General features: G+C 33.5%; 15 protein-coding genes and 1 tRNA gene. 2 read left to right on the top strand and 14 right to left on the bottom strand.

The features are described from left to right. Positions 1-80: 80 nt before the first annotated feature. From ACLTBU_RS12260 to ACLTBU_RS12235, 6 genes are all read right to left on the bottom strand, one after another. Positions 81-677, bottom strand: a complete 597-nt coding sequence (locus ACLTBU_RS12260; RefSeq protein WP_412219126.1) for a recombinase family protein — start codon at positions 675-677, stop codon at positions 81-83. A 259-nt stretch (positions 678-936) separates the two neighbouring features. After that, complete coding sequence (locus ACLTBU_RS12255; RefSeq protein WP_412219125.1) at positions 937-2,055, bottom strand: phospholipase D-like domain-containing protein; 1,119 nt, start codon at positions 2,053-2,055, stop codon at positions 937-939. 66 nt (positions 2,056-2,121) lie between these two features. Then, positions 2,122-2,640 carry a hypothetical protein gene (locus ACLTBU_RS12250; protein ID WP_412219124.1) on the bottom strand — a complete coding sequence of 173 codons (519 nt, stop codon included), beginning with the start codon at positions 2,638-2,640 and terminating at the stop codon, positions 2,122-2,124. Between the two features lie 189 nt (positions 2,641-2,829). Continuing rightward, positions 2,830-3,105 carry a hypothetical protein gene (locus ACLTBU_RS12245; protein ID WP_412219122.1) on the bottom strand — a complete coding sequence of 92 codons (276 nt, stop codon included), beginning with the start codon at positions 3,103-3,105 and terminating at the stop codon, positions 2,830-2,832. 281 nt (positions 3,106-3,386) lie between these two features. After that, positions 3,387-5,579 carry a phage/plasmid primase, P4 family gene (locus tag ACLTBU_RS12240; RefSeq protein ID WP_412219120.1) on the bottom strand — a complete coding sequence of 731 codons (2,193 nt, stop codon included), beginning with the start codon at positions 5,577-5,579 and terminating at the stop codon, positions 3,387-3,389. A gap of 26 nt (positions 5,580-5,605) precedes the next feature. Beyond that, the gene (locus tag ACLTBU_RS12235; RefSeq protein ID WP_412219118.1) at positions 5,606-5,797 is read right to left on the bottom strand and encodes a helix-turn-helix transcriptional regulator; all 192 of its coding nucleotides are present in this window, start codon (positions 5,795-5,797) and stop codon (positions 5,606-5,608) included. 198 nt (positions 5,798-5,995) lie between these two features. Here ACLTBU_RS12235 and ACLTBU_RS12230 point away from each other — a divergent pair, with 198 nt between their 5' ends. After that, the gene (locus ACLTBU_RS12230) at positions 5,996-6,469 is read left to right on the top strand and encodes a helix-turn-helix domain-containing protein (protein WP_412219116.1); all 474 of its coding nucleotides are present in this window, start codon (positions 5,996-5,998) and stop codon (positions 6,467-6,469) included. A 36-nt stretch (positions 6,470-6,505) separates the two neighbouring features. On the opposite strand, the gene ACLTBU_RS12225 is transcribed toward ACLTBU_RS12230, so the two are convergent. Continuing rightward, on the bottom strand, positions 6,506-7,450 hold the full coding sequence (locus ACLTBU_RS12225) for a tyrosine-type recombinase/integrase (protein WP_412219114.1): 945 nt from the start codon (positions 7,448-7,450) through the stop codon (positions 6,506-6,508). A 142-nt stretch (positions 7,451-7,592) separates the two neighbouring features. Further along, positions 7,593-7,677 (bottom strand) — tRNA-Leu (locus tag ACLTBU_RS12220). A gap of 193 nt (positions 7,678-7,870) precedes the next feature. Between ACLTBU_RS12220 and ACLTBU_RS12215 the strand changes: the two genes are divergently transcribed. Further along, positions 7,871-9,112, top strand: a complete 1,242-nt coding sequence (locus tag ACLTBU_RS12215; protein WP_177671722.1) for an AI-2E family transporter — start codon at positions 7,871-7,873, stop codon at positions 9,110-9,112. 62 nt (positions 9,113-9,174) lie between these two features. On the opposite strand, the gene trxA is transcribed toward ACLTBU_RS12215, so the two are convergent. The 6 genes from trxA to ACLTBU_RS12185 all read right to left on the bottom strand — a co-directional run bounded on the left by trxA (position 9,175) and on the right by ACLTBU_RS12185 (position 13,502). Beyond that, a complete protein-coding gene (trxA, locus tag ACLTBU_RS12210; protein ID WP_177671721.1) occupies positions 9,175-9,492 on the bottom strand; it encodes a thioredoxin in 318 nt (105 codons plus the stop codon). A 78-nt stretch (positions 9,493-9,570) separates the two neighbouring features. Beyond that, entirely contained in the window at positions 9,571-9,792 is a 222-nt protein-coding gene (locus tag ACLTBU_RS12205; protein WP_177671720.1) for a hypothetical protein, read from the bottom strand. Positions 9,793-9,846: 54 nt separating this feature from the next. Next, on the bottom strand, positions 9,847-10,491 hold the full coding sequence (trmB, locus tag ACLTBU_RS12200) for a tRNA (guanosine(46)-N7)-methyltransferase TrmB (RefSeq protein ID WP_412219112.1): 645 nt from the start codon (positions 10,489-10,491) through the stop codon (positions 9,847-9,849). Positions 10,492-10,514: 23 nt separating this feature from the next. Next, on the bottom strand, positions 10,515-11,192 hold the full coding sequence (gene deoC / locus ACLTBU_RS12195; RefSeq protein ID WP_177671718.1) for a deoxyribose-phosphate aldolase: 678 nt from the start codon (positions 11,190-11,192) through the stop codon (positions 10,515-10,517). 191 nt (positions 11,193-11,383) lie between these two features. Next, entirely contained in the window at positions 11,384-12,982 is a 1,599-nt protein-coding gene (locus tag ACLTBU_RS12190) for a DUF6128 domain-containing protein (protein WP_412219110.1), read from the bottom strand. Positions 12,983-13,118: 136 nt separating this feature from the next. After that, positions 13,119-13,502, bottom strand: coding sequence for a RidA family protein (locus ACLTBU_RS12185; protein WP_177671716.1), 384 nt, complete (start codon positions 13,500-13,502; stop codon positions 13,119-13,121). Between the last annotated feature and the right edge of the window lie 25 nt (positions 13,503-13,527).

Genomic DNA, 13,527 nt, shown 5'->3' with positions numbered 1-13,527 from the left:
ACTTCACTGATCTATTTAAATACTTTTATAAAATCTTTAGGTCTTACTTTGTTATTGAGACAAAAAAAGATAGCTCTAAACTATCCTTCATATACTTGTATATACTTATATATTGACTGCCTACTAACATCACATAATCTAGCTAACTCACTTTTGTTAATTTGTTTACTCTTATATTTTGGATAATGCTTAATAAAACTACTTGGCAAACTATCAACTGTTGTACTAGGTCTCCCAACAACTTTACCTTTTGCTACTGCATTTGCCATCCCACTCTTAACACGTTCACTTATCATATTTCGTTCCATCTCCGCAAATACACCCATCATCTTTAGCATTCCGTCTGTCATAGCATCTAACTGCCCCTTTGTACAATCTACTACAAAACCCCCAATAACAAGTTTCAAATGTTTTTCCTTTACTATCTCTATAATTTCACACAGTTGTTTAGTACTTCTTGTGATACGAGATACTTCCGTTGTTATAATGGTATCCCCTCTAGTAACTTTATCTAGTAACTTCCCTAGTTCTACCCTATCAATCTTAGTTCCACTCTCATATTCCCAATACATATTCTCTTCTTGGATGCACCCCAATACTTTAAGTTCTCTTTTTTGCCTATTTATATCCTGTCTATCTGCATCTGTCGAACATCTTGCATATCCATATGTAGCCATTTTAAGTTACCACCTTTTGTTGTTTATTAAGACTATCATAGCTTGTACTATAAAGACTGTCAATAAAATGGTTGTTTTTATTTCCTTTACACTTTTCCATTATTTTCTTATGTTTGTTGGCTATTTTGAAGCACTTTAATGTGTCAATGAAACCATTTGTTTTCTTTTACACATCATAAAAGCTCCAATCCTATTCAATTGGAGCCAATTTCTTCTATTAATATATACCTTCTTAAAAATATTTAATCTAACTATGTTGTCATGTGTTATCTATTTGAGAGTTAATTCTTTGTTCTCCTATACAACTAACTATATCAGCTATTTCCTCTAGCGAATCCAATACCTTTTTCAATTCAGTATAAAATTCATTAGCTACTTCTTCTACCTCATCCAACATATTTTCTTCTATCTCACGTGCATCATCAGTAGCTACCTCTACATAATGGTCCAGATACTCATCATATGCCTCCGCATAGTACTCTTCCAAGCAAGAGTTGATAACAGCTTCCATATCAAATTTAATAAAGTTATATAGTATTCCATCAGCTTCTGTAAGTTCTTGCAGCCTCGCTAAATCCAAAAAGTTATAAAGTTCTAAAATTCTTTGCATCTGATCATTATATTCATAATCCTCTTCTTCATATGCATTCTCTATATTTCCTACAAGGTCTTCTAGCAAATAGAGATCATAATTTAGATTATTTAATTGATTTTCAGATAACCAAGTCTCTCTTCGCACAAATTCTATGTTGTTGGTATATGGATTTTCCCAATACATCTCCTCAGAAAAGTTCATAAAATGTACTCTAAACTTTGTTAACATACTCATAACAAATACACGTAACGCCATATACTCATCATCAAAATATGTCAATGATTGCTCACTTATCCTATCAAAAAACTCATTATATAAGCTTTTAATAAAAACTTTGTCTCTAATAATAACCCCTGTTTCGATATTATTTTGACTTTCATTAGAAAAATTTGCTGATCCAATATAAACAACATTTTCTGTCCCAACTATTTTAGCATGATTACTAAAATTGAAGAATGTCATAGCCTGTGGTGGAAAATTATCTGGATTGAGTTTTCTTAGATACACCTCACAATTCTCTCTAAAACTTCTTCTCATAGCATCACCTCTTGGTGAGTTATAGTATCTATCAAAATGTGATGGTATATTTGTTATAAACTGTATATCTATATCCTCTGGCAACTTACTTATTTCATCTAGTAACTGATCACTTCTCTCATTCTTTGATATATTAAATGTCATAACCCTTACTATCTTAGCCTTTGGAAACTCATCAAGAACTTCTTGATAATTTAGTCCATTCTCAATCCAAACAAATTTTCCTTCCTTGAATTTCAACTCCAAAATATCCCCCCCCAAATATGTGTCTTTTAATACATTCTATATCAATAACTCTATTTCTAAAATACTTTATTTATCTTCTCTTAATACATATATTAGATCTAATTCAGTCCTCATAATATATTCATCTTCTCCAATATAGCCTCTCATAAAGTTCTTTACAAACAACGAGTCTTCCAGTTCCATCTCATTCGCTAACAACTTGCTTAACGGAAAGAATGTTCCTCTATAATCACCTTTTCCCCTAATATACTCAGGCACTATAGATTCATCTGTATCACATATAAGCAGTTTAGCATCTTTTCCACATTGCCTTAAGAATACTTCTGCAACACCAATCCTTCCTGTATAACTCTCTATCTTCCCATCATTAATATAGTCTGTAGCCCTAAATAACACTGGCCTTTCCTTTGGGTAATAGTTCTTCAATACTATGTCCCACACATCCTGCATATCACTACTTTTCTCCTCTGGCCCACTACATATCCAATTAGCTACAAACGTACGAGTTTTATCATTCACAGCAATACCTGTTTCTATTGCCTTTATAAGGTTCTCTGCAATATTAATCTTATCTTTTTCTTTCACTCAATCTATGTCCTCTCTTCACGAATTTCTATTTTGAAAAATTTCTGTACCTAAAAAATTTCATTTTAGGAGTTTTGTGTTCACATACCGGCCCACGTGGCCGACAATTACTCCTTATCTATATATGGGTTAGTAGGGGGGGATTGGTTTCTCCATTTTAAAAGGCACCTATTTCTAGGCACCTCCGTTTTACATACACCCTTTGATTTTACTAAGTTCCTTGGCCATATCATCTAAATCATATTTCATATACTCTAGATAACTTTCTATGTTCCCAAGCACTCTACCTGTATACCCACCTCTTAAGTACTCACAATAATCTTCTAATTTATCATCATTTTTCATTTGTACACTACCTAAAACACTACCATTTTTACCCTCAAAAATGACGCTTAATCCCTCTATTTTTACTGCTTCAACTGCATTTTTATTAATTAATTTATTGTTATCTACATCTATAAACATTTTATTGCTCCTTTTAATTTATTCTTTCTTTATAAATTTCCTGCTTCTTGCAGTAGTTTAGGCGATAGTATCTACACCCACATCCTTTGATACTTCTAGCCTGCGATAGTTTAGATAGTTTATCCTTAAACTTCCTCTTACTTCTTAAAATACGTTTATACTTCTTATTTTAATTTTATCTAACCTACTTTTACTTCTAACTGTCGAAACTATCGCAAACCTTGGTATTACTACAAACTACTATCTACAAACTATCGTTTTAACTGTCGGAAAGTCTTACTTTAGGCCTTTATAAATTGGCTCACTGTTAGAATTAGTGCAATGTCCTCATAATAAATATTTCTACCATCATGAGCTTTCTTAAGTCTTTTCTTCATATCCAGTCCAAACCTTGTTCTATTGTCAGGGGTTTCATTATTAGCCCTACACCACTCTACATATCTAGCATATAGTTCTTTGGCCTGTACTCTATTTCCCTTCTTCCCAATGGTACAATCACAAAGAAATTGCTCTAGAATATCACTTTCTTCTTTAAATTCATAAATAGCATCTAGGATAGCATCAGGCTCTTTTAATCCCTCTTCTAAATACATATCAATTCCTTGAATGCACCACCAAAAGATACCTTCTACTTCTTTCATAAGCTTATCCTTTAAATGCTTATCCTTCTTATGCTCTGGTAAATTTAATGCAAACGGAATGATCTTTAGTCTTCTCCATATCCCTTTATCTGTTCCTACTACCTCAGGTGTATGATTGGTAAAAAGCCACAGCTTGAATTGGGGAGTGAAAGAAATAGGCTCACAATAAAGTCTTCTAGCTGTTACTTTATCTTCCCCTGTTAATTGTTTAATAAGGCCTTCATTAAACCTTACCCCCTTGTTACTCTCTACACACACTACAAACCTTGCATCCATAAGATTGATAATGTCAGGGCTAGCTTCTGATCCTTGCCTTATTTGCGATATAGTTTCTGCTTGTGGGCATTTCACGTAGTCATTAAGCACATAACTTAATATATCCTTAAATACCCCTTTTCCATTAGCTCCATCACCATATCCTATAAACATACATTGTTCCTTAGTAAAGCCTGTCAAACTATAACCTATGGCTTTCTGTACATATCTTATGAGCTCCTTATCCCCTAGAAAGATTTCGTCTATAAACTTCTCCCAAGTAGGCGCCTTTGCTCCTTCGACTATAGGAATACTCGTGGATTGCGACAGATAATCTTGAGGGTTGTGTGGATAACATGTTTTCTCTAGAACGTTATAGGTGCCTTCAGGTGTGTTCAAAAGCTCACGTCTTGTATTGAAGTTGGTAGAGACTGTAGGTAAAAGATGCTTTGTCTCATTGAGTATAGAAGTCTTCCCTCTATTACTCCTACAGCTCTTTAGATGTATTGCATAAAGCTTTTCTTGCTTTTTACGTTTTTTATCATCTTCTATATCTTTAGTTAGTAACTCAAAGTCGTCTTGCATTCTATCTATCATTTGATTAGCAAGTAATCTTACTCCATCCACTCTATCCTCTTGCCATTTCACTCCGTTATAGATAAACCACTTATTAAGGTCATAGGCATAACAAAGAGAATCACCAAAAAGCTGTGCCATTGTATGAGCATTATCTGTATCATCTAACCTATAATTTTTTAGTGGTATCTTCTCCTCTAGTACCTCTTGATCCTTTTTCTCTATGAGTTCTAGAAGTTGGTACTTTGTATGTCCTTCTTGAATATAGTCCGTTACATCTCCATGTGGCTTATCACTTGGTATGACTACTTTGACACTTTTTGCAGTCGTGCATAAATCTTGTATCATTTGCCTACTTAACTTCTCACCTGCTTCATCATTATCTTGAAGAATGATAACGTCTAAGCCCTCAAAGTAATTTGCTAACTTTTTATACCAAGCTGTCGCTCCACCTGCTGTCGTAGCTAATAAGCCTAATACCTCCATTGTATGAACGTCCTTTTCACCTTCTACATAGTAGATAGGTTCTTGCATGTCTTTTGCCTTTTTTATAGCTGATTTATTGTATAATGTCTTTTGCATGTCTTTAAAGATATCTTTCCATATAACGTTATCACCATCTAATCTAAAGTGTCTTATTTCCTTGCCTTGATAACGTGCCTTATAGTACAATATCTTTTGAATATCGTCATCATAATAAGGGTATAATTCTTGCAACGGTAATTCTCCCTTTTTTTGATGGTGCCACACCTTTACTTTATCCTGCCAAGTTAGAGTAAGGGTGTTATTTTGTTTAAATAGATGTTTTAACTCAAGTCCTATACTTGCTAATATACTTTGTGTGTCACATCCTGCATGACAATGAACAAGTATTCTATCATCTACCTCTTTTATAGATAAACTTGGCTCCTTATCCCTATGAGCAGGACATATACCTATGTAGGAATTTCTCCCATTACTTTTTATGTTTTCTAATCTACTTATTAACTCTTCAATTCTCACATCGTCTTCTCCTTGTTGTCATTTTCTTAGCTCTCTTCAAAAAATAATTTTTCCACACTACTTTGCAACGCATCAGCTAATTTCAGCATTAAATCTTTAGTCACCTTATCATCTCTGCCATTTTCAATACGTGATAATATACTCCTACTAATCCCCACTTTTTCACATAATTCTTTTTGTGTTAATTTGAGCCTCATTCTAGCAAACTTTACATTCATTTCTATCACCTCCTCATTATATATACTATAGTAACTTTTTTAAATATTTTTTTAAGTACTATAGTGTGTTACCATTGTATCCTATCATAGACATTTCTTTTCAGTCAACACTATAATGTGTATTATAATATTTTTCCATATAGATACGCATACTATAATGTGTTAAACTATTTCTATCTCACTTCGGAGGTATTTTTTATGTATGGTGATAAAATTAAAGAATTACGAAAGAATCGTAAGCTATCTCAAAAAGATTTAGCTGACCAATGCGGATTATCTATTTCTTATATCCAACAAATTGAATCAGGTAAGAAAAATAACCCTTCTTTAGAAGCTCTTACAGCTATTGCCGATGTACTTCAAGTTAATATCTACTCTTTATTAGATAATGATATGGAAGAATACCGTAACCAAATACACCTTAGTAATTGTCTAGACTGGCTAAAACCTATTCTTAATCCTTCTGATTTTCCTACTGATGAAGATAATATTTTACATGGATATACTCTTCATATCTTACAGGCTCTTCAATCTGCCTATGAGAAAGAGGATATTCGAGAAGAATTTTATGCTGATACGATGCACTTTCTAACTTATCTATCTTATCGTTATGGATTTGATCCTCTTGAAAATAAACTTATTACTAACCCTGAACAACAAGAAAGGCCCTAAGTGATTTAACACACCTAAGGCCATTTTTTATTGCTATTATTTCATTCTTATTTGTTTTTTAGTATGTTGATTAAGAAAACTATCAAGTGGATTGATGCTACTAAGCTTTTGTAAATCGTCTGCGTACATACTGACATACCCCTTAACAGTTTCAAGATCCTTCCAATTACCAAGTCTTTGTACACTAAATAAATCTGCACCATTTAAAATAAGTATCTTAGCGAAAGTATGTCTCATAAGATGTATAGAAGTCTTGTACACCCCTCTTGATTTGTTATAACGTTCTACTGCACTTTGCATCCCTCTTGCTGAAAGTTTGGTTCCTGCCTCGTTACAAAAAAGGTAATCTTCTTCTGTTCCTTCTCTTATTTCCATATACTCTTGCAATATGTCACATAAAGCATGGCTTAGAGGTAGCGTTATATTATCTCTTGTTTTCATATGCCTTGTTGTCCACTCCATGCTCCTTAAATTAATATCACTTATTTTTATATGACTTACTGTTGAAAGCCTTTGTCCTGTAGCTAAGAAAAAGTTTAAAAGTACCCATGTACGATATTCTGCAAAGGTAACCTTGTCCATATTGGGTCTTACTAAAAGTTTTATAAGTTCTTCTTCTGTATAATAACCTTTTGCATCTTTAGTTACTGTTAGCATAGTGATCTGTGGCATTTCTTCAATCGCTCCTATACTTAAGCCATAACGCAATATGGCCTTTATACCTCGTAACTGGGTATTAATACTTACAGGCTTCATAGTCCCTTTAAGAAATAAGATATAATCTCTTATAAAATTTGTATCTATCTCTTCCAAATAAATAATATCCTTGAACTTATAAAGCATATGGGTACAGTTGGTGTAATAGATAATTGTCGCTTCACTTAAATTCTTTGCCCTACATGTTTTTAAATAATCCTCTGATAATTCTTTGAACATGGTCATACTTTGCCTTGAATTACGCATAACAATCTTCTTCTTCATATAAAAAACCTCCAAGTATGCACGCTAGATCCCTAAAAAATACATCAAGAATCTAGTACTCAAACTCAGAGGTATCATCAACTTTTTTCACATTTACAACAACAAAAAACCTTGAAGTATCAATACCTCAAGGTCACTTTAGTGCGATTGGGGGGACTCGAACCCCCAAGCCCGTTACAGGCACTAGATCCTTAGTCTAGCGCGTATGCCAATTCCGCCACAATCGCGTATTCCTTTTGAAGACATGATTAATTATATCTAAGAATAGGACGTTTGTCAACTACTTATTTCAATTTTATTTTTAAAAATATTTATCTCTATTTCTTATATAAAATTAAGCTTTTTTAAGGGAAATTTAATTATTATTCTTTAATTATATATGATAAAATAAAGTTAACTTGTTTTAGGAGGTTAATACCATTGAAGAAAATATGGGACACTTATTATGTTAAAATTGCCCTTTATACCCTTTTTGTCATTGTAGCTGCCATTTTAGTTTATCGTATTTCTTCTAATACAGATAATATTATCCCACATGTGTATGCTTATATTAAATCTATTATTGCTATATTTACCCCTATTCTGTACGGCCTACTCATTGCCTACTTACTTAACCCTGCAGTAGCCTTCTTTGAGCGCTACCTAATTAAGTGGACACATTCGACTACATTTAAAGATTTTAAGAGACTTCGTCTTTTATCTATTATCATTGTTTATATCTGTATATTTGGTACACTTTTTTTAACAATTCGTTTCCTTGTACCTCAAATTTTAGATAATATTAAAGTCCTCTTTAATAACTTACCAACATATCTAGATGAACTTAAAGATATAATTGCACAGCTCCAACACACGATTAACCAAAATATTTCTTACCCTGATGTAACGCAGTTCGTTAACGAAATTATTAATCCAAGTAAAGTAAGCCATCTTGTTGATTTCGCCTCACTTTCCAAGGCATTTGATCATGTTATTTCAGGAACTATGAATCTTACCGGAACTATTCTTAATCTTATCATTGGCATCATGATTGCTTCTTATGCTGTTATGCAAAAGGAAACATTCACAAATGGTTCAAAACGCTTGATCTATGCACTATTTAGACAAAATACAGCGAATAAAATTATTAGTATCGCATCAGAGTCACATACGACTATTATTAGATTCTTTGTAGGTAAGTCACTAGATTCTTTAATTATAGGAATCATTTGTTTCATTGTTCTTTCTATCATGAAAAATCCATATGCACTACTTCTCTCCTTTATTGTGGGACTTTTTAATATGATTCCATATTTTGGACCATTTATTGGAGCAATACCAGCTGTCATTTTAACACTATTTGAAGGTATTCCAGCCGCTATCGGTGTAGCAATTTTCATCTTCCTCCTTCAACAATTTGATGGCCTATATCTTGGACCAAAAATATTAGGAGAATCTATTGGAATTACACCATTTTGGATTATCTCAGCTATCACAGTAGGTGGTGCTATAGCAGGTCCATTAGGTATGTTCTTCGCTTCACCAATATTAGCTGTTATTCTCTCTATTACAAACAGATGGATTGATAAACGCCTAAACACCAAGCGTATCGACCTACCAAAACTTTCTCCAGATGAAATTATCCCTCACACACCACCTCATTTCAATAATCCCGAGGAATAATCATTTTTAATTTATTACACAAGAAAGGCATCCTCGTTAAAGGATGCCTTTCTCATTCATATTTAAAATAAAGTTGCAATTTTTTGCTCTAGTACTTGTTTTGGAAGTGCACCTACTGTTGTTTCTACTACTTCACCATCTTTGATGAAAATGATAGTAGGAATACTCATGATATTGTATTTAGAAGCAATAGCACGATTTTCATCAGTATTTACTTTACCAATTTTAACTTTTCCTTCGTATTCTGTAGCTAATTGGTCAATAATTGGAGCCATCATTTTACATGGTCCACACCAATCTGCGTAGAAATCTACGATAACAGGAATTTTTGATTCTAATGCTTCCTCTTGGAAGTTTGCATCTGTAAATTTAAATGACATTTTTAATTCCTCCTCTGTAGGGACTATATTTAAATATCATAATATAGCGTTTTTGATTTTGCAATGTTTTCTTTATTATTATTTCTTAATTTTAAAATTCCATTCATCTACTTTTTCTTCTAGATAGGCATCCATTTCCTCTAAAGAATCCATGAGATCTTTGACTTTACTGTTTTCCTTAAAGCTATGTCCCTTATCAGGATTTTTATACATCTGCTTTTGCTTTTTAATAGCCCGTTGCCTATCTTTTTCATAGAGTAAGGTTCTTGCTTTATATTGAAGTTCTTCAAAAAAGCGCATCCTACCACCTCATTTACCCATTCCTTACAGTATATGAGGTTTATAATGTAGATATTATTTTTTAGGAGGCACTGCCTCTAATCTATTGATTGTAAAACCCATTTCAGAGAATTTTTTCTCATACTCTGTCATGATATTATCTTCCATATCACTATTATGAAGATCAAGAGTTACATTTTTCATTAACCAACCTTCAAGTGAAAACTCTTCTATCGAAGATGCAAATAAACCTTTATTATCTGTTTTAAAGTGAACTTCACCTTTTTCACCTAAAATAATGGCATATTTTTTAAGGAAGTCTCTATAAGTAAGACGCTTTTTAGCATGTCTTTTCTTAGGCCATGGGTCAGAGAAGTTAAGATATAATCTATCAATTTCTCCTGCTTCAAATATATCTAAGCACTTTGCCATATCTTCAAATACAAACACTAAATTTTCTGGCGTTTCCTCACGATTTGCTTTTTTACAAGCTTTATAAACAACTGTTTCGGCTCTTTCTGCCGCTACGTAGTTAATATCTGGATTCCTTCTTGCAAGTTCAGTAATGAATCCCCCTTTTCCACATCCAAATTCTACATGGATTGGATTATCATTACCAAAAAGTGTGTGCCATTTGCCTTTATAAGCAGTTGGCTCTTGAACAACTCTTTCATCTTGTGCTAAGTATTCAGTTGCTCTTGGGTCTCTTCTAAGGCGCATATTTATCCCCTCCTGGCTTTCTTTTAGTACATACTACCTGGAGCTGCTTCTTCATCTTGATGCATAACAATTTTGATACCAGCACTAGCACCAATTCTATCAGCACCGGCTTCTACCATTTCTTTTGCACCTTTGAAATCTCTTACACCACCTGATGCTTTAACTAAAGCTTTGTCTCCAACTGTTTTTCTCATAAGTGCTACGTCAGCTGCTGTAGCACCACCTGTACTAAAACCTGTTGAAGTTTTTACAAAGTCTGCGCCAGCTTTTACAGAAAGCTCACAAGCTTTAACTTTTTCTTCATCTGTAAGAAGGCATGTTTCGATAATTACTTTAACGATTGCTTTATCGTTAGCAGCATCTACTACAGCTTTAATATCTTGTTCTACAATATCATAGTCTCCATCTTTAAGTGCACCAATGTTGATTACCATATCTACTTCTTGTGCACCATTTTGGATAGCAATTTCTGTTTCTCTAGCTTTAATCTCACTAAAAGTTGCACCTAATGGGAAGCCTACTACTACACATGTTTTAACATCTGTACCAGCAAGAGCATCTGCAACTAATTTTGTATAATATGCATTCACACATACTGATGCAAAATGATATTGTTTTGCTTCTTCACACAATCTAAGTACATCTTCTTTTTTTGCTTCTGGTTTTAAAATTGTATGATCAATATAGCCTGCTAAATTCATTATGCCACCTCACCTATTCTTTTTATTTAGTATAAGATATTTATATTTTTTCTATGAAAAAATCTTCTTGTAGATTATACCATTATTTATAGTCTTTTTCTATCCTTGTATTTTATAGTTTTACGCTATCTTTTTATAATTTATTTTTATTTAATCAAAAAGGAGGAGTATTTCTCTCTCCTCCTTTTTACCTAAATTCTTACAATCCAATAGCCATAATCTCCAGGTTTTAAATTGTCCCCTGTTCGTCCTCTGAAAGCTTCTATTTTATCTATAGAAAGGATAAAATTCCTCTTTGTATTATACATATCCGGAATGCCTATATAGTATTGCTCAATATCTTTATCTCTACCTAATATAAGGAAACCAAACTTATGGTAGCAATAAGTAATGACAGGATTTGTACACCACTCATATGAAAACTGCGGCATAGAAATCAGTTCTGCCATAGAAATTCTTACCCACTCTATATGTGGATCTTTTTCTTCAAAAGGCTCTATAGGCGAAGAATCGTTAAAAATATCTCTTACTCGCGCAATATCACATTTATACGCACTTGTTTCATTTTCTAATGGAGTTTTTTTTTCCTTTAATTCTTCCCCTATATTATTTTGGATATTTTTAAGAACACTTTCTATCTGGCTAAGGTACTCTTCTTCTTCTTTATCTACCCTATTATTAGTAGGTCTCATTTGAGGTCCTACATATATAGGACTCACACTTTCATTAATAATACTTTCTACTTTTTTTGCCAGATCTTCTTTATTAGCTGCACGTGCAAATGCCTCTTGTAATCCTCTTAAAATCTCAATTTCTGTTATATCTCCATCTTCAGAAATTGGCACATAAATTTTGCACTCACATTCATCAGAGGTAGCAGTAGAGTCTGACTTATCCCCTTCTTCTGTCATAGGCGCAATCACATGGCATTCACTTTCTTTTTGTTTCGCTTCAGATGTAGGCTTTGATTCACATTTTTCTGGTTTAGGCATAATCATAGGGTCTGGCCCCTCTTCATCCTTCATAGGTGTAATTACATAACATTTACATTCCTTTTTGGGTGGGACAATAACTGGATCTGGATCTGGTATAATCACAGGTCCCGGTCCACCTTCTGGTTCTGGCATGATCACAGGTCCTGGCTCTTCTTCTGGCTGTGGTATAATCACAGGTCCTGGTTCGCCTTCTGGTTCTGGCATAATCACAGGTCCTGGTCCACCTTCTGGCATAACAATCTCTGTTATAGGCTCTACTTTTGGTTCTACTTTAATTTCTTCCTTAGGCTCCACCTTTGGTTCTACTTTAACTTCTTTCTTATGTTCTACTTTTGGCATAGGTTTAGGTATGGGTGCACATTTTTCAGTTTCACTAGTTGCTGGTGCTGATTTTTTAGGCAATGCACTTTCAAGCATACTTGTAATTAAGTATTTTCCTTGTGTATAGCCTATAAGTATTGTATCGGTATTCCCTATAGAATCACCTTCTACGATCACTGCCGCACTATCAATATCTTTCCCCTTTAAACCTGTTCCTTTAATATTGTTTAAATCCACTTTCCAAGTTACTTGCTTATTTCCATCACAAACATTAATGCATCCAAGGCGCACTGCCTTATTTTGGTCTTTACTAATTAAGTATACTGTGTATTCTTTTGGTAATTGGCGTAGGTTCTGAACATAACATTTTACAATACCAGGTGATGTAATAGTAATATGTCCTGTTGCTCTCGCCCCATTCTTGCCGTATCCTGTTACATTTTCCTCCAAACAAATTAAAGTATTCAAATACATAGTACTCCCTCTTTTCTTGTCCAAACTTAATACTATATATATGAATAAAAATACATACTTAGAACATTTTTTTGCCTAGAACAAAAAAATGTCCTAAAAGGTGTTTTAATACTACCTTTTAGGACATGCATTTTAATTAGTTGTTTGTATGTGCAATAACTTCAATTTCTACTTTCGCATTTTTAGGAAGTTTGCCTACTTCTACAGCACTTCTTGCTGGGAAAGGTTCTGTAAAGTACTGTGCATAGATTTCATTTACTGCTACGAAATCATTGATGTCATCTAAAAATACTGTTGTTTTAATAACATTATTAATAGATGAATCTGCTGCTTCTAATACAGCCATAAGGTTTTTACATACCTGATGAGCTTGCTCTTCAAGTGTTTCTCTCATTTCCATTGTTTCTGGATTTAAGCCAATTTGACCTGATGTATACACCATTTCACCTACTACTACAGCTTGTGAGTATGGTCCGATTGCTTTTGGTGCTTTATCTGTTGATACGATTTTTTTAGTCATTTAAAGTTACCTCCTAAATTGATTT

The sequence above is a fragment of the Zhenhengia sp. genome, from assembly GCF_046966505.1.
In the GTDB taxonomy this organism is placed as follows: Bacteria; Bacillota; Clostridia; order Lachnospirales; family Cellulosilyticaceae; genus Zhenhengia; species Zhenhengia yiwuensis.
The sequence above is the reverse complement of the archived record's forward strand: the minus strand, read 5'-3'. Positions and strand labels throughout refer to the sequence as shown.